20 protein-coding genes and 1 tRNA gene are annotated in these 24,639 nt (G+C 61.9%); 5 read left to right on the top strand and 16 right to left on the bottom strand.

Annotated features, from left to right (window positions below; all coding sequences use genetic code 11):
• Positions 1–127: 127 nt before the first annotated feature.
• Positions 128–1,432, top strand: a complete 1,305-nt coding sequence (locus Q7V31_RS16785; RefSeq protein ID WP_304735973.1) for an MFS transporter — start codon at positions 128–130, stop codon at positions 1,430–1,432.
• A gap of 56 nt (positions 1,433–1,488) precedes the next feature.
• Here Q7V31_RS16785 and Q7V31_RS16790 read toward each other — a convergent pair whose 3' ends face one another.
• The 9 genes from Q7V31_RS16790 to Q7V31_RS16830 form a co-directional block, all read right to left on the bottom strand.
• Positions 1,489–1,764, bottom strand: a complete 276-nt coding sequence (locus tag Q7V31_RS16790; RefSeq protein WP_304735974.1) for an HU family DNA-binding protein — start codon at positions 1,762–1,764, stop codon at positions 1,489–1,491.
• A gap of 193 nt (positions 1,765–1,957) precedes the next feature.
• Positions 1,958–4,399 (bottom strand): endopeptidase La, encoded by a 2,442-nt coding sequence (gene lon, locus Q7V31_RS16795; RefSeq protein ID WP_304735976.1) that lies wholly within the window; start codon positions 4,397–4,399, stop codon positions 1,958–1,960.
• Positions 4,400–4,658: 259 nt separating this feature from the next.
• Entirely contained in the window at positions 4,659–5,924 is a 1,266-nt protein-coding gene (gene clpX / locus Q7V31_RS16800; protein WP_304735978.1) for an ATP-dependent Clp protease ATP-binding subunit ClpX, read from the bottom strand.
• A 335-nt stretch (positions 5,925–6,259) separates the two neighbouring features.
• Positions 6,260–6,892: an ATP-dependent Clp protease proteolytic subunit gene (locus Q7V31_RS16805; protein WP_304735979.1), complete on the bottom strand. Its 633-nt coding sequence runs from the start codon at positions 6,890–6,892 to the stop codon at positions 6,260–6,262.
• A gap of 180 nt (positions 6,893–7,072) precedes the next feature.
• Entirely contained in the window at positions 7,073–7,597 is a 525-nt protein-coding gene (locus Q7V31_RS16810) for a GNAT family N-acetyltransferase (protein WP_304735980.1), read from the bottom strand.
• Between the two features lie 84 nt (positions 7,598–7,681).
• Complete coding sequence (locus tag Q7V31_RS16815) at positions 7,682–8,965, bottom strand: type III PLP-dependent enzyme (RefSeq protein ID WP_304735981.1); 1,284 nt, start codon at positions 8,963–8,965, stop codon at positions 7,682–7,684.
• Between the two features lie 290 nt (positions 8,966–9,255).
• Positions 9,256–10,731, bottom strand: coding sequence for a trigger factor (tig, locus tag Q7V31_RS16820; RefSeq protein ID WP_304735982.1), 1,476 nt, complete (start codon positions 10,729–10,731; stop codon positions 9,256–9,258).
• A 34-nt stretch (positions 10,732–10,765) separates the two neighbouring features.
• Positions 10,766–10,850, bottom strand: a tRNA-Leu gene (locus Q7V31_RS16825).
• 225 nt (positions 10,851–11,075) lie between these two features.
• Entirely contained in the window at positions 11,076–12,575 is a 1,500-nt protein-coding gene (locus Q7V31_RS16830) for an NAD(P)H-hydrate dehydratase (RefSeq protein ID WP_304735984.1), read from the bottom strand.
• Between the two features lie 140 nt (positions 12,576–12,715).
• Here Q7V31_RS16830 and Q7V31_RS16835 point away from each other — a divergent pair, with 140 nt between their 5' ends.
• On the top strand, positions 12,716–13,210 hold the full coding sequence (locus tag Q7V31_RS16835) for a DUF2141 domain-containing protein (RefSeq protein WP_304735985.1): 495 nt from the start codon (positions 12,716–12,718) through the stop codon (positions 13,208–13,210).
• 49 nt (positions 13,211–13,259) lie between these two features.
• On the opposite strand, the gene Q7V31_RS16840 is transcribed toward Q7V31_RS16835, so the two are convergent.
• From Q7V31_RS16840 to Q7V31_RS16855, 4 genes are all read right to left on the bottom strand, one after another.
• Positions 13,260–15,527: an arylsulfatase gene (locus Q7V31_RS16840; RefSeq protein ID WP_304735986.1), complete on the bottom strand. Its 2,268-nt coding sequence runs from the start codon at positions 15,525–15,527 to the stop codon at positions 13,260–13,262.
• Positions 15,528–15,630: 103 nt separating this feature from the next.
• Positions 15,631–16,104: a hypothetical protein gene (locus tag Q7V31_RS16845; RefSeq protein WP_304735987.1), complete on the bottom strand. Its 474-nt coding sequence runs from the start codon at positions 16,102–16,104 to the stop codon at positions 15,631–15,633.
• A 131-nt stretch (positions 16,105–16,235) separates the two neighbouring features.
• Positions 16,236–16,589, bottom strand: coding sequence for an antibiotic biosynthesis monooxygenase (locus Q7V31_RS16850; RefSeq protein WP_304735989.1), 354 nt, complete (start codon positions 16,587–16,589; stop codon positions 16,236–16,238).
• A 29-nt stretch (positions 16,590–16,618) separates the two neighbouring features.
• Complete coding sequence (locus tag Q7V31_RS16855; protein ID WP_304735990.1) at positions 16,619–17,479, bottom strand: isocitrate lyase/phosphoenolpyruvate mutase family protein; 861 nt, start codon at positions 17,477–17,479, stop codon at positions 16,619–16,621.
• A gap of 121 nt (positions 17,480–17,600) precedes the next feature.
• Here Q7V31_RS16855 and Q7V31_RS16860 point away from each other — a divergent pair, with 121 nt between their 5' ends.
• Positions 17,601–18,500: a LysR family transcriptional regulator gene (locus Q7V31_RS16860; RefSeq protein ID WP_304735991.1), complete on the top strand. Its 900-nt coding sequence runs from the start codon at positions 17,601–17,603 to the stop codon at positions 18,498–18,500.
• A 118-nt stretch (positions 18,501–18,618) separates the two neighbouring features.
• Here Q7V31_RS16860 and Q7V31_RS16865 read toward each other — a convergent pair whose 3' ends face one another.
• Positions 18,619–20,316: a hypothetical protein gene (locus Q7V31_RS16865; protein ID WP_304735992.1), complete on the bottom strand. Its 1,698-nt coding sequence runs from the start codon at positions 20,314–20,316 to the stop codon at positions 18,619–18,621.
• Between the two features lie 252 nt (positions 20,317–20,568).
• On the opposite strand from Q7V31_RS16865, the gene Q7V31_RS16870 reads away from it, so the two are divergent.
• Positions 20,569–21,000 carry a LysR substrate-binding domain-containing protein gene (locus Q7V31_RS16870; RefSeq protein ID WP_304736051.1) on the top strand — a complete coding sequence of 144 codons (432 nt, stop codon included), beginning with the start codon at positions 20,569–20,571 and terminating at the stop codon, positions 20,998–21,000.
• Between the two features lie 363 nt (positions 21,001–21,363).
• Here the strand turns inward: Q7V31_RS16870 and Q7V31_RS16875 are convergent, their stop codons facing one another.
• A complete protein-coding gene (locus tag Q7V31_RS16875) occupies positions 21,364–21,945 on the bottom strand; it encodes a histidine phosphatase family protein (RefSeq protein ID WP_304735994.1) in 582 nt (193 codons plus the stop codon).
• Between the two features lie 515 nt (positions 21,946–22,460).
• On the opposite strand from Q7V31_RS16875, the gene Q7V31_RS16880 reads away from it, so the two are divergent.
• On the top strand, positions 22,461–22,826 hold the full coding sequence (locus Q7V31_RS16880) for a hypothetical protein (RefSeq protein WP_304735995.1): 366 nt from the start codon (positions 22,461–22,463) through the stop codon (positions 22,824–22,826).
• A gap of 248 nt (positions 22,827–23,074) precedes the next feature.
• Here Q7V31_RS16880 and Q7V31_RS16885 read toward each other — a convergent pair whose 3' ends face one another.
• Entirely contained in the window at positions 23,075–24,628 is a 1,554-nt protein-coding gene (locus tag Q7V31_RS16885; protein WP_304735997.1) for an acetyl-CoA acetyltransferase, read from the bottom strand.
• Positions 24,629–24,639: the final 11 nt, after the last annotated feature.

Consider the following 24,639-nt stretch of genomic DNA (forward strand, 5'->3'; position numbering starts at 1 on the left):
TTGCCCAGGCAACGCCGCAACTCCTATCGAATGCCTGCCGGCAATGCAATCGGACCATTGCAATGGCACCCCAAACACCCGATCTTGGGCCATCGCCCTTCGGCTCATCGACAGACCGGGTGCCCCGTTGACTCGTACCCTCGCCCCCGTCCTTTCGCTGCTGATGGCCACAGCCATCTTGCTGGTCGGCAATGGCCTTCTCGGTACGCTGATCCCGATTCGTGCGGGTTACGAGGGCTTCGCGACCATCACCGTCGGCGTCATTGGCAGCTTCTATTTCGCCGGATTTCTCGCGGGTTGCTTCGCAACGCCCCATATTGTGCGCCGCGCCGGGCATATCCGCAGCTTCGCGACATTCTGCGGTCTGGCCGCTGCGGCGCCGCTCATTCATGCGATGTCTTCCGATCCCGCCACATGGGCGCTGATGCGGGTCCTGACCGGCTTCTGCTTCGCCGGCCTCTACATGGTCATCGAGAGCTGGCTCAACGAACAGTCCACCAACGACACCAGAGGACGAATTTTCGCTGTCTACCTCGCGGTCAACCTCACGGCGCTCGCCGGCGGCCAATTGATGCTCAACGCTGCCGATTCAACCGGTTTCGTCCTTTTTGCCATCTGCTCGATCCTGACATCGCTGGCGCTCGTCCCTGTGGCGATGACGACCTCCGTCCAGCCGATGCCTATACAGAGCACGCAGATCAATATCTGGAACCTCTACGCTCTTTCGCCCGTCGGACTGGTCGGGTCCTTTGTGGTCGGCCTGACCAATGCGCCGTTCTGGACCTTGGCGCCGCTCTTTGCGATGGAAAGCGGGCTCGGTGAAGGCGGGATTGCAGCCTTCATGCTTGCAGCGATCGCCGGCGGCGCAATCGCACAATGGCCAATCGGACGCATCTCGGACCGCATGGACCGGCGGCGCGTCATCGTCGCGCTTTGCCTTGGTTCGGCGTTGGGCGAGGTAGCACTGGTTTTCGCGGGCGTCAGCGGAAGCGCGGTCGCTATGTTGCTGACCGGCGTTCTCTTCGGTGTCTTCGCACTGACACTCTATTCGGTCTGCGTGGCGCATATGAACGATCACGGGCAGAGCGAAAGCTTTGTCTCGATTTCGGGCGGGCTGCTGGTCGTCTATTCAGTGGGTGCCATCGTTGGCCCCACTGCAGCATCGCTGGGTGTCGGCAGTTTCGGCATTTCGTCGATTTTCGTGTTCCCCGCGCTTGTTCATCTCTTGTTCGCCGGTTACACGATCTACCGAATAATCTCGACGCCAGCACTCCCCGACGAGCAACGGGCCGATTTTGTCGCCGTCCCCTTCCCGCAGGCTCATCCGCTACCGACCGAACTCGACCCGCGCGCCGCCGAGGAGGGGCCCGCAACCGCCGATGGCGCCACGACAACCGACCACCCCGCCAGCGGGCAAACCACCGGCCAATGAAAAAGGCCGGCACGCTTCCCTACGCGGCCGGCCCTTAAATTCACCGTTTCTCCCGGCTAGCTGTTCACAGCGTCCTTGAGACCCTTGCCGGCCTTGAACTTCGGCTGCTTCGACGCCGGGATCTGGATCGTCTCGCCGGTACGCGGGTTTCGGCCCTCGGTGGCCGCCCGGTTCGACACATTGAACGTGCCGAAGCCAACCAGCCGGACCTCTTCGCCCTTTTTCAGCGAGTCCGTGATGATGTCGAACACATAGTCGACGGCTTTGGTCGCATCGGCCTTGGATAGGCCGGTCCGGTCCGCCACTTCTGCAATGAGATCGTTCTTGTTCACGTCGGGCCCCTTCTGATGCGATGGCGGGGAATCGGGATTCCCTCAAGCGTTAAGAGTCTACTCGCCTGCCGAGAAGGGGGTCAAAGTAAAAACAAAGGATTTCTGCGGAAAATTCGTGAACCTCAAAGCAGAAACGGGAGCCCTTGGGCTCCCGTTTTGCTTCTTCCGATGGCCGAACGGCTATCCAGAGACCCTAATGCGCCATAATCGGCTCTGTCGCGCCGGGCCGGTTGCGCCCGGCGGCGGCCTGCTCGGCCAGCCAGGCATCCTCGTCCCACTCGATCGGCTCGGGTACCCGAGTCAACGCGTGTTTCAGCGCCTCGTCGATCGTGTTGACCGGCACGATTTCCAGACTGTTCTTCACATTGTCCGGAATCTCCGCCAGATCCTTGGCGTTGTCCTGCGGGATCAGCACCTTCTTGATACCGCCCCGGAGTGCGGCCAGGAGTTTCTCCTTGAGACCACCGATGGGCAACACCCGGCCCCTGAGCGTCATCTCGCCGGTCATGGCCACATCCTTGCGAACGGGGATACCGGTCATGACAGAGACGATAGCCGCCGTCATGGCGACACCGGCCGATGGGCCATCCTTGGGCGTGGCGCCTTCCGGCACATGGACATGGATGTCGCGACGGTCGAAGAGCGGCGGCTCAATGCCGAAGCGAGTCGCGCGGGAGCGGACATAGGAACTCGCCGCCGAGATCGACTCTTTCATCACATCGCGCAGATTGCCGGTGACCGTCATACGGCCTTTGCCCGGCATCATGACGCCTTCGATGGTCAGCAGTTCGCCACCAGCCTCGGTCCATGCAAGACCGGTAACGATACCGACCTGATCCTCGCCCTCGGCTTCACCGAAGCGATATTTTGCTACGCCGGCATAGTCGGCGATGTTCTCCATCGTCAGCTTGATCGTCTTCGTTTCCGAATCGGTCAGGATGCGCTTCACCGCCTTACGCGCCAGATTGTTCAACTCGCGCTCAAGGTTGCGGACGCCGGCCTCGCGTGTGTAGACGCGGATTAGTTGCCGCAACGCCTCGTCGTCGATCGACCACTCGCCCTTTCTCAAGCCATGACCGTCGATTGCCTTCTGGATCAGATGGCGCCGCGCAATCTCGACCTTCTCATCTTCGGTGTAGCCGGCAATGCGAATGATCTCCATCCGGTCCATCAACGGCTCGGGGATGTTGAGCGTATTGGCTGTCGTCACGAACATGACATCGGAGAGATCGTAGTCGACCTCCAGATAATGATCGGCGAATGAGCTGTTCTGCTCCGGATCGAGAACCTCGAGCAATGCCGATGACGGATCGCCACGGAAGTCCGCACCCATCTTGTCGATCTCGTCGAGCAAGAAGAGCGGATTGGTGTGTTTCACCTTCTTCATCGACTGGATGACCTTGCCCGGCATTGAGCCGATATAGGTGCGGCGATGGCCACGAATTTCGGCCTCATCGCGTACGCCGCCAAGCGACATGCGTACGAAATCGCGGCCAGTCGCACGCGCGATCGACTTGCCAAGCGAGGTCTTGCCGACACCGGGCGGTCCGACGAGACACAGGATCGGTCCCTTCAACTTGTTGGCGCGGTTCTGGACAGCCAGGTATTCGACGATGCGCTCCTTGACCTTGTCGAGGCCATAGTGATCGGCATCGAGAATTTCCTGCGCATTCGCCAGGTCCTTCTTGACGCGGCTCCGCTGCTTCCACGGCACGGAAAGCAACCAATCCAGATAGTTACGCACAACAGTCGCTTCCGCCGACATGGGGCTCATCTGCTTGAGCTTCTTCAGCTCGGCAACCGCCTTTTCACGGGCTTCCTTGGAGAGCTTGACCTTCTGAATCCGCTCTTCGAGTTCACGAATTTCCTCGCGCCCATCGTCGCCGTCGCCAAGTTCTTTCTGAATGGCCTTCATCTGCTCGTTCAGATAGTACTCGCGCTGCGTCTTCTCCATCTGCCGTTTGACGCGGCTGCGGATACGCTTTTCGACCTGCAGCACGCCAATCTCGCCTTCCATCAGCGAATAGACACGCTCCAGACGTCCGGCAACCGACGACATCTCGAGAAGTTCCTGCTTCTCCGGAATCTTGATATTGATGTGGCTCGCAACCGTATCGGCCAGCTTCGCCGGATCCTCGATCTGTCCAATCGAACCGAGAACCTCCGGCGGCACCTTTTTGTTGAGCTTCACATAGCCTTCGAACTGCGAGACCACCGAGCGCGTCAAGCCTTCAATCTGATCGCCATCCGCATCGGTTTCGTCGATTGCCTCAACCTCGGCTTCAAAGAACTCCGGATTGTCTATGTAGCGCTTCACGCGCGCACGACGCACACCTTCAACCAGCACCTTGACCGTGTTGTCCGGCAGCTTCAGAAGCTGCAGAACCGTGCCAATGGCGCCAATTTCATAAATATCGTCGGTATTCGGATTGTCGTCCGCAGCGTTCTTCTGCGCGACGAGCAAAATTTGCTTGTCGTCCTGCATGACATTTTCAAGCGCACGCACCGACTTCTCGCGGCCGACAAAGAGCGGCACGATCATGTGAGGGAAAACCACGATGTCGCGCAGCGGCAGCACCGGCAACACAAGCCTGCCGCCAGCCGTATCCTGATTGCGCTCGTCTTTCTCGGTCATATCAACTACCTGCCTTTAAACCTGACTCGACTGCCGCCCGCAGCGAAGCTCCAGCCTAGCATCCGATCCTGAACGAATGCTGACGGAAGCCTGCCTGCCCAGAATAGCGGGATTCGCGGGCGCCGCCCGGATTTCGGACGATTCTGGCCGCCGGGCAGCGATGCAGCCGGGGCCAAGGGTTAAAAGGAAAATGGCCTCGAAAGACCACGCTTTCAAGGCCACCTGCCAATTGTCGCAAAATGCCGGTTTTCAGGTCCGTTCAGGCACTCGTGCCGACGTCGCCCTGGCGTTCGGCATAGATGTAGAGAGGACGTGCCTTGCCCTCAACCACTTCGCCGCTGATGACAACCTCTTCAACACCGTCGAGCGTCGGCAGTTCGAACATGGTGTCGAGCAGGATCGACTCAAGAATGGAGCGGAGCCCGCGGGCACCTGTCTTGCGATCGATCGCCTTGCGCGCGATCGAGCGGAGCGCCTCCTCTGAGAAAGACAGACGCACATTCTCCATCTCGAACAGCCGCTCGTATTGCTTGACCAGTGCATTCTTCGGCTGGGTCAGGATGGTGACAAGCGCCTCTTCGTCAAGATCCTCCAGCGTCGCCAGAACCGGCATACGACCGACGAATTCCGGGATGAGACCGAACTTCAACAGATCCTCGGGCTCCAGATCCTTGAGGATTTCGCCTGTACGGCGATCTTCGACCGACTGTACCTTGGCGCTGAAGCCGATTCCCGCACCCTTGCCGCGCTGGCCGATGATCTTTTCAAGGCCCGCAAAGGCGCCGCCACAGATGAACAGGATGTTCGTCGTGTCGACCTGGAGAAACTCCTGCTGCGGATGCTTGCGCCCGCCCTGCGGCGGCACGGAGGCGACGGTGCCTTCCATGATCTTCAAAAGGGCCTGCTGCACACCTTCGCCCGAAACATCGCGTGTGATCGACGGGTTGTCGGATTTGCGGCTGATCTTGTCGACTTCGTCGATATAGACAATGCCACGCTGCGCGCGCTCGACATTGTAATCGGCAGACTGAAGCAGCTTCAGGATGATGTTCTCGACATCCTCACCGACATAGCCGGCTTCGGTCAGCGTCGTTGCATCCGCCATCGTGAACGGCACATCAAGGATACGGGCAAGCGTCTGTGCGAGCAGCGTCTTGCCACAGCCGGTCGGACCGATCAGCAGGATGTTCGATTTTGCCAGCTCGACGTCGTTGTTCTTGGCGGCGTGATTGAGGCGCTTGTAGTGGTTGTGAACCGCGACCGAGAGAACCCGTTTGGCGTGCTGTTGGCCGATCACATAGTCGTCCAGCACCGCACAAATTTCCTGCGGCGAGGGAACACCGTCACGCGACTTCACCAGCGAGCTCTTGTTCTCCTCGCGAATGATGTCCATGCAGAGTTCGACGCATTCGTCGCAGATAAAGACGGTCGGTCCCGCAATCAGCTTCCTGACCTCGTGCTGGCTTTTGCCGCAAAAGGAACAGTAGAGCGTGTTCTTGGAGTCGCCGCCGCTCACCTTGCTCATAAAAACTCCTTAGTAACCCGAGTAACCCGCAAGCCGGATCGGGCTTCTTCTGCTACCTGCACCAACCGTGCCTGCCTTACGCTACGCGATCAAGCCACCCGAATCTCTATACGTCACTGAGTGAAATTCGGATGCTTTGGCGGTCATTCCTGAGACATACGAGCATGTTATTCGCAGAGGGATCAACATTTCATTACCCTCCATAACGGCGCTGAACGAGGTTTCCGTCGCGGTGCCGCGGCTTCGGAAGGGCCCGGTTTTCATGTATTTGCCAACGAAGTCAGCAAAGGCAGCACTGGTGCCAATGCTGCCCCACGCCCTGGAAAGCCTGCGTTTCAGGCCTTTTTGGCGTCGTCCGGCGATGCGCGCACCACGCCGACATGGTCGATAATGCCGAATTCCAGAGCGCGTTCGGGGCTCATGAAATTATCGCGCTCCAGCGCGTCCTCGACAGCCTTCAGGCTTTGCCCGGTGTGTTTCACATAGATGTTGTTCAAGCGTTCGCGAATCGCGATCGTCTCACGGGCATGGATTTCGATGTCGGTCGCCTGCCCCTGGAACCCCCCCGACGGCTGATGGACCATGATGCGCGCGTTGGGAAGCGCGAAGCGCATGCCCTTTTCGCCGGCCGCCAGCAAGAGCGATCCCATCGACGCGGCCTGCCCCATGCACACTGTCGAGATCGGGGAGCGCACGTGCTGCATCGTGTCGTAGATCGCCAGACCCGACGTCACGATGCCACCTGGCGAATTGATGTACATCGAAATTTCTTTTTTGGGGTTTTCGGCCTCAAGGAAAAGAAGCTGTGCCGTTACGAGCATCGCCATGCCGTCTTCGACCGGGCCGGCAACAAAAATAATGTGCTCTTTCAGCAGGCGCGAAAAAATGTCGTAGGCGCGCTCACCGCGATTGGTCTGCTCGACCACCATCGGCACGAGGTTCATATAGGTTTCGATGGGGTCTTTCATTCTCTCTCCTGAGCGTCGGCCTGTTTTCTGCGGCATGCGGGCAGCAGCGCGTCTGCGCCAGCCAAAAACCGCACAGAACCCGAATAACCTGATTCGGTAAATGGACGGTTCCGAACTCTAGCGCAAGACCAATATAAGGTCAGTCACGACCGATTTCGCCCCCTGTGACAAAGAGGGCATTTACCGCAGCGTCAGAGCGACCTTCTTCGGTTCAATATCGCCCGGTCTGCCAATCATGCCTGAGACGCCCGTCAGCGAGCCGGCCACCAGTTCACGCGCCAGAAAGCGGGCGGGATCGACCCGGCCGGGCAGGTCGAGCCGCCGTGTCAACGCGCGGGCGAAGCCGAACCGACGATAATAGGGCTCATCGCCGACCAGCACGACGATGCGGTGTCCCTGCGCGGTGGCGCGGGCAAGGCCGGCGCGCATCAGCCGGCTGCCTATGCCCTCGCCTTGCCGATCAGGCGCGGTCACAAGGGGCCCGAGCAAAAGGGCCGGCGTGCCCCCGGCAATCTCGACCGGCCAGAAGCGCAGCGTGCCGACGACCACGCCTCGGTCGACGGCGACCAGCGCGAGGGACGCATCATGTGCGACGCCGTCGCGCAGCCGGTAAACGGCCTTGGCAAAGCGTTCCGGCCCGAAAGCCTCGGCGACCAAGCGCTCGACGGCGGCTTTGTGGATGTCTTTCTCGGCAACAATTTTCATCGGTCTGTCCGTTCCGGATGCACAGCCGGCATGCCTCGCGAACGCGGCTTCGCAATTTTCTGTGGGGTGAGCGCGATCGACCGTTCAGATGCAGACGCTGGCAAGCGGCGGGAAGCCGTTGAAGCCGACGGCCGAATAGGTCGTCGTGTAGGCGCCGGTGGCCAGTATCCAGACCTTGTCACCGGCAGCGAGTGCCGATGGAAGGCGATAGTCCGTCTTCTCATAGAGAATATCGGCGCTGTCGCAGGTCGGGCCGGCCAGCACGACGGGCGACGTCTCGCCACCATCGCGCGAGGTCAACAGGCGATACTTGATCGCCTCGTCCATGGTTTCGGCCAGACCATGGAACTTGCCGGCATCGAGATAGACCCATCGTCGATCGTCGTCGCCACCCTTCTGCGACACGAGCACGACTTCGGCCTGGATGACGCCGGCATCGCCGACAACACCGCGGCCGGGCTCGACGATCACTTCCGGCATGTTGTCGCCGAAGTGACGCAGCAGAGCCTCGTGGATTGCGGTGCCATAAGCCGGGATCGACGGCACGTCGGTGCGGTAGCGCGACGGGAAGCCGCCGCCCATATTGACCATGCGCAGCGTCACGCCGCGCGCCTCGAGCGCGCGGAAAAGCGAGACCGAAAGCTCAAGCGCCTTGTCGTATTGCGTGAGGTCGGTCTGTTGCGAGCCAACATGGAAGGAGATGCCGTAGGCATCGAGGCCGAGCGCCTTTGCGGCCGCCAGAAGGTCGACGGCCATTTCAGGCTCGCAGCCGAACTTGCGCGACAGCGGCCATTCAGCCCCTTCGCATTCCATCAGCACGCGGCAGTAAACCTTCGAACCCGGCGCGACGCGGGCGATCTTTTCGAGCTCCGGCTGGCTATCGAAGGCGAACATGCGGACGCCCTTTCGATAGGCTTCCGCGATGTCGCGTTCCTTCTTGATCGTGTTGCCGAAGGAGAGACGGTCCGGCGAGACGCCATGCGCGAGGCAGAGATCGATCTCGCCCATGCTGGCCGTGTCGAAGGCCGAACCGAGCCGCGCGAGGCGCGCCACGATTTCATCGGCCGGGTTGGCTTTCACGGCATAGAAGATACGCGCTTCGGGAAGCGAGCGCGCCAGCTCCTCGAAGTTGTGAGCGACGATGTCGACATCGACGATCAGGCAAGGCGAAGGCAACTCGGCCGTCGCGATGTAGCGCGCGATCTTTGGCGGCAGTCCACCGCGCTCCAGCGGCAACTCGGCCGCCTGCGGCACAAGGCGCAGAGGCGCCTTGCGGCCCTTGACCGCCTTCGAGGACGGGGCGGACTTTGCGATTGCTTTGGAAGAGGAGCGCGAACGGGCACGGCGGCCCTGCTCGGAGGCGAACATCGTCAACACCCTTTTTCAGATCCGGTACTCAGACCGGCGTGATCCAAAAAGGACGCTTCCGTCGTTGCATAAACCTGCCAGGGGCCAGCGGCACGTGCGTGTGCGTCTTGTGATGCGCGGAGATATAGGTATCGATGAGTCTGCGCAACAGGTAATTGGGCTCGCGGTCAAACTTTTTTGCTAACAAATCCTTAATGTGCCTGCGGCCGGATGCGGCCGAATTGCGGCAGCAAAAAGACAAAGGCCCGGAGGGGTGCTCCGGGCCTTCCTCGACGACGCCTCGTGACGTGTCAGTCGTCTTTCTTTTTCTTCGCCGCCGGCTTCTTCGCAGCGGGCTTTTTGGCGGCGGCCTTCTTTGCCGGCTTCGCCTCGTCATGATCGTGATCATGGTCGTGGTCGCAGTTCTCGTCGTGGACGTGCTCGTGCTCCTCCGCATCGGGATCGGCAAAGAGCTCGTCGCGGCTGACGGTCTTGTCCTGCACGTCGGCCAGCTCGGCAATGAAGTCGATGACCTTGTCCTCGAAGATCGGCGCGCGCAGTTCCTGCACCGCCTGCGGGTTCTGCTGGTAGTACTGATAGAGTTGACGCTCCTGACCCGGGAACTGGCGAGCGCGCTCGGCGAGCGCCTGGTTCAGCTCCTGCTCGGTGACGGAGATGCTGTTCTTCTCACCGACTTCGGCCAGCAGCAGGCCGAGGCGGACGCGCCGCGCCGCGATCTTGCGATATTCGGCCTTCACGTCTTCCTCGGGTTCATCGAGGTCGGCGGCCGTCTTTTTCTGGTGGCTGAGCTCATGCTCGAACTGCTGCCAAATCTGCTCGAATTCCTGCTCGACCATCGTCGGCGGCAGCTCGAAGTCATGCAGCTCGTCGAGCTTGTCGAGCATGGCGCGCTTCATGTGGGAGCGCGACATGCGGGTGTAGTCGGACTTGATCTGCTCGGCGAGTGCCTCGCGCAGCTTGTCGAGGGTGTCGAAGCCGAAACGCTTGGCGAGTTCGTCGTCGACCGTTACCTCGGCCGGCGCTTTCACTTCCTTCACCTTCACCTCGAAGACGGCGTCCTTGCCGGCCAGGTGTTCGGCGCCATATTCGGCCGGGAACGTCACGTTGACGGTCTTTTCTTCGCCAGCCTTGGCGCCGACAAGCTGTTCCTCGAAGCCCGGAATGAAGCGGGCGGAGCCCAGTTCGAGATTGGCGTCTTCGGCCGAGCCGCCGTCGAAGGCGACGCCGTCGATCTTGCCGACGAAGTCGACGGTCAGCAGATCGCCATTTTCGGCCGCAGCGCCTTCGGCGCGGGGTTCGAAATTCTTCTGGTTTTCGGCGAGGCGCTTCAGCGCTTCGTCGATGTCGGCGTCCTTCACCTCGGCAACGAGGCGTTCGACGGAAACCTTTGAAAAGTCTGCCAGTTCGAAGGCCGGCACGACCTCGAAGCTCATCTTGAAAGTGAGGTCAGCCTTGCCGTCCATCACTTCCTGGATTTCGCCCTCGAGATCGATCGACGGCTGGAAGGCAGGCCTAAGTGCTTCGTCCGCCAGCGCTTTCTGGCTCGACTCGCCGACGGTCTCCTGGATGATCTCACCCATGACCTGCTTGCCGAAGGTCTTGCGCAAATGGCTGACCGGCACCTTGCCGGGACGGAAGCCTTTGAGGCGAACCTGGTTTTTCATTTCCTCGAGCTTGACGCCGAGGCGGGCTTCGAGATCTTGCGCCGGAACCTGAATCTTCAATTCGCGCTTCAGACCGTCCGCGTTGGTGACCGTGACCTGCATCTTACAATCCATTGTATTTAAAGGGGTTTCGGTCTGGTGCGGGCGGAGGGACTCGAACCCCCACGCCTTGCGGCACTGGAACCTAAATCCAGCGCGTCTACCAATTCCGCCACGCCCGCCATGGGCCGACGACGAGGCCCGACAAGAGCCAGCCGCTCCCCAATTTGGCGCTCTCTATATCAAGGGGTTCGGGCGATTGCCAGCAAAAGAGCACAGCGGCGACAGCCGAAAACACCCCCTCTGTCACGAAACTGTCACGGAACTGTCACAAAGGCTCCGGCGGCGGGGATAAGGGGTGGGGATAAAATAAACTTGTCCCCGGTTTTGCCGCCGCGCGCGACATCTCAGCCGAGTTGAGCGGGCAGATCGCGCAGAATGGCGGGGAGCATTTCGGGGATGTCCTCGGCGATCAGGCCCGGACCGAAGGCGGCGCCCGCTTCGCCATGCAGCCAGACGCCGGCGGCGGCGGCTTCGAATGGCGGCATGCCCTGTGCCAGAAGGCCGAGCACGATGCCGCCCAGCACGTCGCCGGAACCGGCAGTGGCGAGTTCGGGACCGGCATTGATGTTGATGGCGGCGCGGCCGTCCGGCGCGGCGATGACGGTGTCGGCACCTTTCAGCACGATGACGGCGCCGGCTTCAGCGGCGGCCCGCCGTGCACGGAGGAGTTTGCTCTCGCCGGAGGCGGCCAGCGCCGGAAAGAGACGGGCGAACTCGCCTTCATGCGGCGTCAACACGACCGGACCGGCGAAGTAGCCCTTGATGGCGACGAAGAGATCGCGCGGAATTTCGGCAAAGGATGTCAGCGCATCGGCGTCGAGCACCATCGCGGTGCCGGACAGGAGGGCCGCCAAGACGTTTTCGCGCGTTTCCGCGCCGACGCCGGCGCCGGGTCCGATCAGCAATGCGTTCTTGCGCTTGTCTTCGAGAATTTGCGTCAACCCGTCGGCGCCGTCGAAGGGCGCCAGCATGATTGCGGTCAGATGGGCGGCGTTGACGAGCAGCGCCGAAGGCGGCGTCGCCACGGTGACGAGGCCCGCCCCTGCCCTCAAGGCGCCGCGCGCGGCCAGACGCGCCGCGCCGGTATGCGCCGCGCCGCCCGAGACGACGACGGCATGGCCGCGTGTGTATTTGTGGCCGTCGATCTTCGGCTGCGGAAAGGCGGCCGCCCAGAGCGGCGGATGGTCGATGAAGGTTTGCGGCGCAATCTCTTCGAGCACGTCGGAGGGGATGCCGATATCGGCCACTTTCAGCTCGCCGCAGAGGCGGCGGCCCGGCAGCAACAGATGACCGGGCTTCAGACGGAAGAAGGTGACCGTCAGCGCCGCCTTGACGGCCGCGCCGCGCACCGCGCCGCTGTCGCCGTCGAGACCCGAGGGGACGTCGACCGCGGCGACCGGAACGCCCGACTTCGCGAGGCGGGCGATCAGGTCGGCGACCACGCCTTCGACATCGCGGGCGAGGCCGGCGCCGAAGATGGCGTCGATCACGAGGGTGGCGCCCTCGCCCGCGCCGGCGGTGAGCGGGTGGACGGGACCCTGCCAGCGGGCGGCCGCTTCGGCGGCATCGCCCTTCAGGTTCTCGCGGGCGCCGAGAAGAAAGAGCGTCACCGGCCAGCCGCGTTCGGCGAGCAGGCGCGCGGCGACGAAACCGTCGCCGCCATTGTTGCCGGGGCCGCACAAGACCGCGACCGGGCCTTGCGGGAAACGCGCCGCGACGGCTTCGGCGACGGCGCGGCCGGCATTCTCCATCAGGACGGAACCCGGACGGCCGCGGGCGATGGCCAGCGCGTCGGCGCGCGCCATTTCGGCGGTGGTCAGAAGGGCCGGAGAGGAATCATGCATGGGGCCACTATAGACCCGCGATTGCGGCGGGTCAGGGGCGCAGCCGCCTCAAAATGTTTCAGGCTGCGCGCATCCGCCTCATGCTAGATTGCAGGCGGGGCTGGCGGCCGGACATATTTTCGAAGGAGCCCGTCAACAGGATGTGGAAACTTGCAGCCGGACTGGCCTTTGCATCGCTGGCCGCCCTGCCGGCCCAGGCCGGCGATCTCAAGGTCACGGTCACGGGCGTCCGCTCGGATGACGGCGCGCTGATGATCGGCTTCTATGACAGCGCCGCCAATTTCGAGGATGCCATTGGTACGTCGGCGAAGGTCGGGCTGCTCAACGACAAGGGACGGCTTGTCGGGGTGACGATGCGGGCCAGGACGGGCCCGCAGGGAATCGCAGTCTCGGACCTGCCGGCCGGCCGCTACGGCGTCATCGTGTTTCACGACGAGAACGACAACGGGCTGCTCGACATCAGCATTTTGCGCATTCCGATCGAAGGTTACGGTTTCAGCAACAATGCGATCGGCTTTCTGCGCGCGCCCTCCTTCGACAAGGCGGCCGTGACGGTCGGCGAAGGTGATGTCAGCATTTCGATCGCGCTGACCTATCAGGTTGCGCCTTACGTCCGGCCGGGGCCCAAGAAGTAAGCGGGTGCCCGGACAGGCCGGATCATGATGACGTCGTTCGCGCCCTCTCCTATTGCTGCGCGTAGGCGGCGCGGACATTGGCCACGTTTTCCCCCTGTTGCGGCCGAAGCGAGGGGATATCGAAGGTGACGGTGCCGATCGCACCGCCATAGGCGAAGGGCGCTGCGTAGTCATGACAGACCGGCGAAATGCTGCGGCCGATATCCATGCCGGTGGAAGAAAGCATGAACACCAGTTTCGGGATCGTGCCGGACGCCACTTCATTGCCATCGACCAGGAGGGCGACGTCGCCACCGCCATCGGGGCGGCGGGCGACGGCGAGTTCCAGCTGGCGCGCGCCGGGCGCGAGCGGCGCGGCGGATGCGATGGCCGTGTGTTCGTGGAAGCAGTTGTAGTCGAAATGCGGCCGGCCCTCCTTGATGTAGAGGACGAAGCCCGAGTTGATGCTGCCGCGCGCCACAATGGCACCGTCGCCATTGCCCGACGGATGTTCGATGTCGGCCGTCATGCGCCAGCCGCGCGCGACCGGCGGGCAGACATCGGCAACGATGTGGGAGACCGGCGGGTGATAGACGAAGCGGCGGCGCGAGGTCGGCATGCCGGGACGGCGCGAGGCGGCGAATAGTGCCAGACCGTTGCGATCATCGAGCGGCAACGCGCCCTGCGCTTCTGCTTCGGTCCACCAGAGTTCGACCAGCGCCTTCAGCCTTTCGGGTTCGTTTGCGGCGAGATCGTTTGCTTCCGAGAAGTCTTCGGCGAGGTTGTAGAGCTCCCAGCGGTCCTCGTCGAAGGGCTTGCCCTGTTCGTGGCGCGTCACGGCCTTCCAGCCGTCCTGCCAGATGCCGCGATGGCCGAGCATTTCGAAAAACTGCGATCCGCGCGCAATCGTGGCTTCAGGATCGGCGACGGCAGGTTTGAGACTGACGCCGTGGACCGGCATTTGCGGGACGCCGGCGACGACGGACGGCGTTTCGATACCGACGATTTCGAGCACCGTCGGCGCAATGTCGACCGCGTGGCAGAACTGGCGGCGGCTGACGCCGGGCGCGGCGAGGCCGGCCGGGAAGTGCATGATCAGCGGGTCGCGGACACCGCCGCCATGGGTGTTCTGCTTGTACCATTTCAGCGGCGTGTTGCCGGCCTGTGCCCAGCCCCAGGGGATGTTGCAGTGACTTTCGGGACCGCCGATGTCGTCGAGGCGCGCGACCGCCGCATCGACGTCTTCGGGCATGCCGTTGAACCATTTCATCTCGTCGAAGACGCCCTTCGGACCGCCTTCCTGGCTGGCGCCATTGTCGGACAGAAGAACGAAGAGCGTGTTGTCCCAGCGGTCGATCGATTTCAGGAAGTCGATCAGGCGGCCGATCTGGACATCGGTATGTTCGAGCATGGCCGCGAAGGCTTCCTGAAGCCGGGCGGCGAATGCCTTTTCGTTCGGCGAAAGCTCCTCCCACGGACGAACGCCGGGATTGCGCGGGGCCAGCGCCGTGTCCTTCGGGATGACGCCCATCTGCTTCTGGCGCTCGAACCATTCCGCCCGCACCACATCCCAGCCGGCGTCGAACTTGCCGCGATATTTGTCGAGATAGTTTTGCGGCGCCTGATGCGGCGCGTGCATGGCGCCGAAGGCGAGATAAAGAAAGAAGGGGCGCTCCGGGACCAGCGAGACGATGTCGCGGATCATGCCCGCCGAGCGGTCGACGATGTCTTCGGAGACGTGATAGCCGTCTTCGGCGCGGCCCGGCACATCGACGAAATGATTGTCATGCGTCAGCTCGGGATAAAACTGGTCGGTCTCGCCCTGCAGAAAGCCGTAATAGCGGTCGAAGCCCTTTTGCAAAGGCCAGTTGGCAAAGGGGCCGGCGGCCGAACATTCGCTCATCGGCGCGAGATGCCATTTGCCGGCGGCGAAGGTGGCGTAGCCCTTGTCGCGCAGGATCTCGGCCAGCGTCGCGGCGCTTTTCGGGATCGCGCCGCGCATGTTGGGGAAGCCGGTGTCGAAATTCGAGACGCCGCGCATGCCGACCGCATGATGGTTGCGGCCGGTCAGAAGGCAGGCGCGGGTCGGCGAGCAAAGCGCGGTGGTGTGGAAGCCGGTAAAGCGCGCGCCTTTGGCGGCAAGCGCGTCGATGTTGGGGGTGGCGATGGTCGAGCCGTAGCAGCCGAGATGGGCGAAGCCCGTATCGTCGAGCACGACCATCACGACATCGGGGGTGCCGGCCGCCAGTTTCGGCTCCGGCCACCAGGGCGTCGACTCCGCGACGGTGCGGCCGATGACGCCGCCGAATTCCTCGCCCGCTGGATGCTTGTAGGTCATCGCCTGTCCCTCCCCGGCTTGCGCCTGTTCTAATGGATACCATTAAACAGGTGCGGCCGGCGAAGAACAAGCGGCGATTGCAAAGATTCCGTGAGGCGGAACGCTAGTTTGCGACGACGATCTGAAGCGCGCCGATCTGGCTCGCGCATTCCTCGGGCGCGCAGCGGACCAGGATCGCCCTGGGCGGATCTGCGAGTGCGCCAACGATACCGAAGGCCGCACCCATCGACGGGCGAATGTCCGCACGCAGATATATCAGGTCGCCTGGCATCAATCGGATTGTCAGCTTGTTGCTGACAAGCCCGTGGCCATCGCCCACCCGCTCACCCCATGAGAAATCGTATTCCTGGGGGTCGAGATCGATGACCAGCACCTGTCCCTTGTTGATGCCACCCTGCACCGTGCCATTCGCAATCAGGTCGGCTGGCTGCTTGTTCGACATCGGCCCGAAAATCATTGCCGGGCTGTCATACACGCCGTGAAAGAAGTGAATGCGCGCCATTTCCTCGGGCGCTGTTTGTGCCTTTACCGCACGCTCGAGTTCCGGTGGCGCGCCGACGTTTTTCGCCGGCGACACACATGCCGCCAACGATGAAATCACTACCAACACGAAAAGACGGAATCCTACCGATCTACCCATCATGATGCCCCCCGGATGCACACGACCCCTTGCGTGACTGCGCATAACCTTATGGGAAGGAAGGCGACCTATTCCAGATTAAATCCGTAGTCCCTTTCGACGCGGGCGATGCGGGTGATGGTCGGGCCGAACCAGAGGGTCTTGGCCTTGTGCTTGGCGGCCATGTGGTGGGGATCGTCGCGCCAGCGCTGGATCGCTTCGAGGCTTTCCCAATAAGTGATCGCGACCGAGGCACCGTCCTGGAAGAAGGCTTCGAGGCCGAGAAAGCCGCCGATCTCGCCCGCGCGGCCATAAAGCTCTGTCGCAAGTTTGAAATAGGCGCTTTCGTCGAAGCCGGAACCAAGTTCGGTCGTCGTCGTGACGGCGTAATAGGGCGGCTCGGGCGTGCGCGCGACGCGGGCGACGCTGGTCGATCTGGTCATGGCGGTTCCTTGTGAGTGGGGTGGCGCGTTCAGCGCGACCTTTCGCGGGCGAATAGCGCATTGAGTTCGGCGCCGGAGAACTGACCTTCCGCAAAATCCAGCGTGCCCTTGTCGCGCAGCTCGTCGGCGCATCGGCGGATGAAGCCGAAAACCGAGCGGGCGATGGTGCCGCCGAGGCTGATGCGCCGCACCCCGGCCGCGATCATCTCATGGGCGTTGCCGTCCGTGCTTGTGAGACCGGCGACGATGTTGAGCGGTCCGTCAATCTCGCGAACCAGAATCGTCATCGCCGGGAGATCGGCGACACCGGGCAGGAAGACGCAATCGGCACCGGCTTCAAGGAAACGATTGGCGCGGGCGATGGCAGCCTCGAACGCACCTTCTCGGCCGAGCACGAGCATGTCGGTGCGGGCGTTGAGGACGAAGGCGCTGCCGCGTGCGTCGATGGCGGCGCGGGCGGCCTGGATGCGCTCGACCGCCAGCGTTTCGTCATAGAGGACCGGCTCCAGCGGCTTCTTGTCTTCGATGTTGCCGCCGGCCAGACCGGCGTCCATCGCCATGGCGACGGTTTCGGCGACCGCTTGCGGGCTGTCGCCGAAGCCCGCTTCGAGGTCGCCATTGACCGGCAGGCGCGTGGCCTCGGCGATCTCGCGCATGCGGGCGAACATTTCCGCGCGCGTCACGCCGAGCGCTGCATCGGTGACGCCGTAGTCCTGCTTGCCGAGCGAAAAGGCGATGCCGGCGCTGGTGGTACCGATGGCCTTGAAGCCCGCAGCGGCGAGAATGAGCGCGCTGCCGGCGTCCCAGGCGTTGGGCATGATGAAGCCGGGGCCGGACCTGTGCATGGCCTGAAAGGTTTGCGCCTTCGCTTCGGTATCGCTCGTCTGCATTTCGGTTTCCTTCGACGTGGCGGGTGGGATTCGCGTTGCCGAGAAATTGGGGCTTGCGCGCCCATTCGTCCAATTTATAGTTTTGATCTATTACATTTGTTTTTTGCATGTGAGGCGGCGCATGGATTCCGAGGCGCTCCAAACTTTCGTGACCATTCACCGGGCGGGCGGCTTTTCGGCGGCGGCGCAGGTGCTCAACCGCTCGCAACCGGCCATCAGCCGCCGCATCGCGCTGCTGGAAGAGGAACTGGGCATCCCGCTGTTCGAGCGCGTGACCGGCGGTGTCGCGCTGAGCCAGGCAGGCCGCGCGCTGCTGCCCCATGCCGAGCGCGTGCTGGCGGCGCTGAAGGATGCGGGCGACGCTCTCGGCGACCTGCAATCCGGTCAAGCCGGATCGCTCTCCGTTGCCGTCGTCGGCACGCTGGCGAGCGCCGGGCTGACGCGCGTGTTGAAAAAGTTTGCCGCGCGCGCGCCGGGCGTCGAGCTGACGCTCAGAACGGCAACAAGCGCGGAAGTGAGCGAGCTGGTGCGGAGCGGCGAGGCAACCATCGGGCTTCGTTATTTCAACGACCGGTCGCCCGACCTCATCGGCTTTGCGCTCCGGCCCGAGCCGCTTGCCGTGGCCTGCGCGCCGGATCACGCGCGCGCGGACAAGCGCGTGGCGCGGTTCGCCGATCTCGGCGACGAACACTGGCTGGCCTTTCCGCCGCCACCGGATTTCGAGGAGCCGTCCGCGGCGAACATCTTCGCCCAGTTTCTGTTGCGCGGCGTCGGCCGTTTCCGCTGGACCGCCATCGACAGTCTGACCGCACAAAAGCGGCTGGTTGAAGCCGGCTTCGGCATTGCGCTGCTGCCGGAAAGCAGCATCGCCGAGGAGCGGGCCGCGAAATCGCTCGCGGTCATTCGGGTGGGCGATCTCGATGCGGCCAATCCGGTGACGGCGATCACGCGCAAGGGCGGCTATCTCAGCCCGGCGTCGCGGAAGCTGCTGGAGATATTGAAGGCGGACTTTCGCGGCTGAGGTTCAGTTGACCTTCGTGTCGGCTTCCCTGCTCTGCTCGACCAGCTTCAGGGCCGTGCCGGCGGTTTCGAAGATCGTGACCGAGCAATTGTCGGGGCTCACTGGAAATGAGTTCGACTTAGGGTGAACATTTGTCAGGAAAATCGGCCAGCGTGCCTGCTTGGACGGCGCTCACGTTCCAATATCTTGCCGCGAACTGGTTGCCCGTCCAATCCCGAGTTTCGCCCCATGCATCACCTCCGATAGGGCCATCGACGAGAAGACTCACGCTCATCGGCCCCCTAACGCAAATTGGCCCTCGATAAGTGTCATCGTGATGTGCCGGCGTTCCTGTCAACCGGTGCATAACGGTACCGGATCGCATCAACTTAATCTGAATATGCCGGATATCTTCCGGTCTCGTATGCCCAAGGCCGTTCTTAGGTGACGCAATCGTCCCCTCTAGCGCCACCAGTGCGAACTGCCCCGCCGGTACGTCCACAATATGCTTCTCGATCAAACCTGCACTGCTTCCACTTGAAATGCATCGGTTTTCAGGGGCGTTGTACTGGCAGAATGGTACCTTTTTGGAACGAACCTGCTGCGGAAAATTGTCGTCTCTTAAATATCGCTTTATTCTCGCGACGAGATCAGAAATTCCTACAGCATGGCAATCCGCAGGTTTCTCCCGGCACGCTTCTCCGACATCGGCTGCTTCGGTGAGGAAGTCGTCCAAATCTTCCCTAATCGCGCTAATTTGTCCGGACAGTCCCAGCTGAGGCCAATAATCATAATTGCCGTTGTCATACTCTTCCACTTGAGCCTTTGCGAGGGCGAGCATCGATACTGAATCTGCGAGGTGCGAAAATTGCTGGTACTGTGTCGATAGTTTCCCTCTTCCGGGATACGGCGCCGTGTCCGAAATCACGTCTGCAAAATAACCAGAATCACCACGTGTATCGAAGCGGTTTATGGAGTCGCAAGTTGCCACTGAACTTGAGGATGCTGAAGGCGCACAATGCGCAACAATCGCAGGGAAGTCCCGAATAAACTCCAGCATCAAATCTACATTATGGATTGGCAACGACCCTGTATATCCAATCGACGTTGCATCGACATTCACGTGCAATGTTTTTATCGAGTTCGATATCTTATTGGTCAACTGCGCGGAAGTACTAAAGTCGTACCCTGCGCCGCTAGCGCTTCCGCTGAACGAGGCATCAAGAGTATCCAGCGCCTGCCGTGAATTGGATGAGACAACAAACACAACGACTAAGGATGCTTCACGTTGAATTCGTGCGACATATCTGTCGCCGCAGTTGTCTATGAACCCCTCAAAATCGCTTGGCAATCCCGGCTGCAGATTGGCATTGCTTAGAATGAGTGACTTCGGACTTACAGATACTCGGGCGATTATCGCTCTCTGAGAAGCTGAAAGACTGACGAAACGCCGCGATCCATAGGTAGCAGCAACGTCGCCACCCGACACTCCTATGCCCCAACTGAATTTAGCCGATGCAGTGAGGCGCCTATCAGTATCATAATCCTCCGTTGTCGCAGCATAGTCCAAATGATAGACAACGCCGGATGCTCCGTAGGGCACACGTGCATAGGAGGCGAGACACCGACCAGCAAAGCCGCCGGTGAACCGATTGTATCCATGACCTAATACGTCTGAGGGAACGATATTTGCCGACACGTTTGGCTGCACGCCATCCTGCTGCACATTCTGCATGAGTGAGTTCAACTCGTCCAACGGAACTGCCGTCGCCTTCTCTACAAAAAGTATCGAAACGAGAAGCGTAATAAAAATCCCAACATTATTGAGCGTTGCCATCGTGATTTCCAATTCGGTTTGATATGAACGCTAAAATCAGCAAAAGCGAACACAACAAGAGCAACAGAATTAGAGTTCGATGTGATCGCGCCACAAGGCACGCCGCAGACAGAGAGAATCTGCAAAGACAAAAGCGATGGGGACAAAACGCACACAACTACGCTATCGCTAGCTTGCGCGAGGAGTCGTCGCCGCGGCAACATAAAAGCACGACGTCTAAAATGTATAGTTTGTTTACATTACCAAGGCTTGATGGAAAATCAATCAGGATTACGAACTCGCTTTGTCGATAGAAACCGTTCCCCCAAGCGACCGAACCAATCCGGACTCACTCGGCCAATTCACTTTCGTTTTCGCCTCGGGGCCCTTCTCGACCAGCGAGAGAAAGGAGCCGTTCGTCTCGATAACCGTGACGGAACAATTGTCGGGGCGGAAGGAGATGAAGCGATCGTTGCCCGTTGCGGCGCCGGCGGCGACGTTGATGGCGATGAAGCCGGCTTCGGCATTGCGCTGCTGCCGGAAAGCAGCATCGCCGAGGAGCGGGCGGCGAAATCGCTCGCGGTCATTCGGGTGGGCGATCTCGATGCGGCCAATCCGGTGACCGCGATCGTGCGCAAGGGCGGCTATCTCAGCCCGGCGTCGCGGAAGCTGCTGGAGATATTGAAGGCGGATTACCGGGCGTGAGTGCCGATGAGGCGCCGGGGCGGCGCAGTCAATTCAACGACTGCGACCCGTCGTCCTGGTCTGGTTCGAAGTAATTTCGCCGGCATCGAGGAGACAGGCCTTGTCAAACTCGCGCATGGCCCGCCGACCGATTGCGCGGACCTCGTGCAGAGCTTTCGCCGTTTCATGCACGGCCTCAAGAGCGTCGCTCCGGTATTTCCTATTCATAGTTTCAGCCACTCAAATCTCGCCACAGTGAGAAAAGAAAGACGTGGATGGCCCGCATAAAGCGGGCCATGACGGGTTTGGTTGGCACAAGCGGCAAACGCTGCCTTTGCCCGAGCATCATACATCAAACCGGCGGCGGCGGTCACCGTCGTGCTCTCAATTGACCTTCGTGTCGGCTTCCCTGCCCTGCTCAACCAGTTTCAGCGCCGTGCCGGCGGTTTCGAAGATCGTGACCGAGCAATTGTCGGGGCGGAAGGAGATGAATCGATCGTCGCCCGTTGCGGCGCCGGCGGCGACATTGATGGCGATGAAATGGGAGAAGATCACCGTGTCCTCACTGCGCTCGGTCAGCGCGTCGACGACGGCGCGGCGCCAGGCCGCCAGATCGACTTTTCCGTTGCCGGTGTTTTCCGGCGCCAGCGCGTCGGCCCATGTGCCGGCCATCAGACCGCGGAGCCAGGCGCCGCGCGCGGCGAGGTCGGCGATGGGCGATGGGACTTCGGCGACGCGGGGCTCGATGGCAGGTGTGGCGACCCAGCTGGCGGCCAGCGGTTCGCTGGTTTCGCGGCAGCGGCGCAAGGGCGAGGAGAGCAGCGGCAGCTTGCGGCCGGTGCGGGTCTCGATTTCGCGGGCAACCGCTTCGGATTGCGCGCGGCCTTTTTCGCTGAGGCCGGGATCGGTGTCGGCATCCCAGCCGGCGGCGGCCTCGCCGTGGCGGATCATGTAGATCAAGGGCATGGGGTGGCTTCCTTCGGATCGTGTGATTTCGATGGGAAGGGCGTAGCGCTCAATAATGGTATCGGCAAGAGAGGACTTCGAGCGTCCGGTCGCGCGTGGAGAACAGGAACAAGCGACTTATCGCCGTTTCAGCAACCGGCTCAGGTCCACAAGCTCTCCCCGCTCAATCTCCTTCAGCGCCCTTGCGAGGTGGCGCGCGTTGGCCGGAACGCGAAGGAGATGCATGGTGGCGTCATCCGAGCGAGCCGTTGCTATGCTTCTCGCAGTTGATTTCTTCGTGGCCTTCATTTTCTCGATCTCCCGTTGCGGTCGAGAGTAGCGGGGTCGTCGCTCGAGAGCGAGTACCGAGTCGATAGGCCAATGGGCCCCGGGGACAAGCCCCGGGGTGACACTGAATTTGTGGCACTTGCGGCGATATCCAATGGAACCCGGCGATCCCGGCAAGGGAAAGCCGATGGTCAGGGGGCGGATGAGGGGCTAGCCTTTGACGAGGCGATTCTTCAGAGGAGGCTTCCATGAGCGACGCGCCCAATCCCCCTGTTGCGCAAGCGGGCGGCGACCCGTTCGGCATCAGCAAACTCGTCTATATTCTCTATTTCATCGGCTTCGTGAACGGTATCACGACGATTGCCGGCGTGATTGTCGCCTATCTCAAACGGAGCGAGTCGACGCCGGCTGCGGCGTCGCATCTGACCTTCCTGATCCGCACCTTCTGGATCGGGCTGCTGTTCGCGTTTGTCGGCGCCGTCACCATGATGATCATGATCGGCATGCTGATCCTGCTCGCGACGGTTGTCTGGGCGCTGATCCGCCTGATCAAGGGCATCATGCTGGCGATGGACGGCAAGCCGGTGCCCGATCCCGAGACGTGGCTGTGGTGAGGATGTGAAGCCTGCCGTCTGATCGCTTGCTGTAGTCACCACCCCCCTGGGGGGCGGGTCGAAAAATTCGAGCTTGCGAAGAATTTTTCGGGGCGGGGGAAGCGTCACGCCGTGCCGTCGGACGCAGCCTCATAGCTGCACCGTAAGCGCCGCGACCCCGCCCCGAAATTTACACCACTAACGTGGTGCAAATTTCGACCCTCCCCCAAGGGGAGGGTGGGTTCCGTCGCTAGACGACGGGACGCGCGTCACTCAGGCGTGAAGATGTTGACGCTGCCGTCGGCGGGCGAGGTCACGGTGCCGGGGCGGCCAAGCTGGTCGCGGGTCAGCATGTCCTGAAGCGTGGCCGGGTCGTTGGGCGTGTGGGCGACGAAGCGGGCGTCGCTGTCGGCCATGCGGCCGAAGAGGATGGCGAATTCGGCGCCGCCGCGTCCGTGGACGACCGTGTAAGTTTCGATCTTCGCCTTGCCGTTGGGCTTTTCCTCGACCTTCGGATGTTTCTCGGCGTCGATCTCGGCCTGATAGGTGGCCGGGGTCTCACGCTCCCATTTGCCTTCGCGCGGCGCCGTCGAATAGAGGCCGAGGCCGTGTTTCGTCACATACCAGCCGTTCGAGGTGACGAGGCCCTTCGTCCCCGGCTTCGCACGCAGCTTGTCCATCATCGTCGCGATCGAGTGCATCACGTAGTTGTTGCCGGCGCCGCCGAAATACGGCAAGCCGCCGGTGACGGTCAGCGGGCGCGGATCGTCTTCGGCGATGCCGAGTTCGTCGCGGCCGATCTGCACGGCCGACGGGAAGCAGGAATAGAGATCAAAATAATCGACGTCGCCGATCTTCCAGCCCGACATCGCGAAGGCCTTGCGGCCCATCATGCGGATCGCCGGCGAGGAATGGAAATTGACGCGCTCGCTCGGATACCAGAGATCGTTGGCGTCGGCGCAGCCATGCAGGAAGACCCATTTCGATTGCGGGATGCCGAGTTCGCGCGCCTTCTCGACCGACATCATGACGACGGCGGCGGCCTGATCGACCTGCATGATGGCGTTCATGTATTTCGTGTAGGGAAAGCCGACATAGCGGTTGTCGTCGGTCGGGGTGGCGATTTCCTCGGCCGTGCGGGCGACGGGGAACCAGGCCTGCGGATGCTTCGCCGCAATTTCGGTGAAAGGCGCCATCAGGCGGCCGATGGCGAGCTGGTGGTCGCGGACGCTGCGGCCCCTGGCGCCGCGAATGGCGTTTTCGAACATCGGATAGATGTTGACCGGGAATTGCAGCTTGTGACGCTTTTCGGTTTCGGTGACGCCGGCTTTCTCGTTGCCGATGTCGATGCGGGTGCCGCCGGGATTCTCGTCGTGCCAGGGGAGCTGCTTGCCCTGCCCCAGCGCGCGCATCAGCGTGCCGAAACATTCAGAGCCGGCGACGAGGGCCACCTCTGTGTCGCCACGCGCGATCAGCTCGGCGGTGTGGTTGACCAGCATTTGCGGCGTGTTGCCGCCGGTCGGGCCGTAGCAGGTTTTCGACGGGTTGGCGCCCAGCATGTTGGCCAGCGTCTTTGCCGCATTGGGATAGCGGCCGAAGGGCAGTCGCCCTGAATCCGGGCTGTCGGTGATGAAGCGCACCGTCGTCACATTGTCGATGGCGCTCCAGAGCTTCTCGCCCAATCCGGTGTCGGCGGCGGCGGCGCGGGCGGCGTCGGCCATCAGATGCATCGGCGAGAGCGCCTTCTCGACATCCTTTTCCTTCTGGACCAGCTGGCCGCAGCCGACCAGCACGGGCATGCGGGGGTCGAGTTTGTCGGACATGCGCAGGGCTC

Source organism: Parvibaculum sp. (assembly GCF_030651915.1).
In the GTDB taxonomy this organism is placed as follows: Bacteria; Pseudomonadota; Alphaproteobacteria; order Parvibaculales; family Parvibaculaceae; genus Parvibaculum.

What these genes read in the sequence shown, in the direction of transcription:
- Q7V31_RS16875 (WP_304735994.1), bottom strand. Translation starts at nt 21,945, where the DNA reads ATGCCCTTGATCTACATGATCCGCCACGGCGAGGCCGCCGCCGGCTGG.
- clpX (WP_304735978.1), bottom strand. Translation starts at nt 5,924, where the DNA reads ATGAGCAAGGTGAGCGGCGGCGACTCCAAGAACACGCTCTACTGTTCC.
- Q7V31_RS16870 (WP_304736051.1), top strand. Translation starts at nt 20,569, where the DNA reads ATGGAAAATCAATCAGGATTACGAACTCGCTTTGTCGATAGAAACCGT.
- Q7V31_RS16855 (WP_304735990.1), bottom strand. Translation starts at nt 17,479, where the DNA reads ATGCAGACGAGCGATACCGAAGCGAAGGCGCAAACCTTTCAGGCCATG.
- tig (WP_304735982.1), bottom strand. Translation starts at nt 10,731, where the DNA reads ATGCAGGTCACGGTCACCAACGCGGACGGTCTGAAGCGCGAATTGAAG.
- Q7V31_RS16885 (WP_304735997.1), bottom strand. Translation starts at nt 24,628, where the DNA reads ATGTCCGACAAACTCGACCCCCGCATGCCCGTGCTGGTCGGCTGCGGC.
- Q7V31_RS16815 (WP_304735981.1), bottom strand. Translation starts at nt 8,965, where the DNA reads ATGTTCGCCTCCGAGCAGGGCCGCCGTGCCCGTTCGCGCTCCTCTTCC.
- Q7V31_RS16880 (WP_304735995.1), top strand. Translation starts at nt 22,461, where the DNA reads ATGAGCGACGCGCCCAATCCCCCTGTTGCGCAAGCGGGCGGCGACCCG.
- Q7V31_RS16805 (WP_304735979.1), bottom strand. Translation starts at nt 6,892, where the DNA reads ATGAAAGACCCCATCGAAACCTATATGAACCTCGTGCCGATGGTGGTC.
- Q7V31_RS16850 (WP_304735989.1), bottom strand. Translation starts at nt 16,589, where the DNA reads ATGACCAGATCGACCAGCGTCGCCCGCGTCGCGCGCACGCCCGAGCCG.
- lon (WP_304735976.1), bottom strand. Translation starts at nt 4,399, where the DNA reads ATGACCGAGAAAGACGAGCGCAATCAGGATACGGCTGGCGGCAGGCTT.
- Q7V31_RS16835 (WP_304735985.1), top strand. Translation starts at nt 12,716, where the DNA reads ATGTGGAAACTTGCAGCCGGACTGGCCTTTGCATCGCTGGCCGCCCTG.
- Q7V31_RS16860 (WP_304735991.1), top strand. Translation starts at nt 17,601, where the DNA reads ATGGATTCCGAGGCGCTCCAAACTTTCGTGACCATTCACCGGGCGGGC.
- Q7V31_RS16840 (WP_304735986.1), bottom strand. Translation starts at nt 15,527, where the DNA reads ATGACCTACAAGCATCCAGCGGGCGAGGAATTCGGCGGCGTCATCGGC.
- Q7V31_RS16810 (WP_304735980.1), bottom strand. Translation starts at nt 7,597, where the DNA reads ATGAAAATTGTTGCCGAGAAAGACATCCACAAAGCCGCCGTCGAGCGC.
- Q7V31_RS16830 (WP_304735984.1), bottom strand. Translation starts at nt 12,575, where the DNA reads ATGCATGATTCCTCTCCGGCCCTTCTGACCACCGCCGAAATGGCGCGC.
- Q7V31_RS16865 (WP_304735992.1), bottom strand. Translation starts at nt 20,316, where the DNA reads ATGGCAACGCTCAATAATGTTGGGATTTTTATTACGCTTCTCGTTTCG.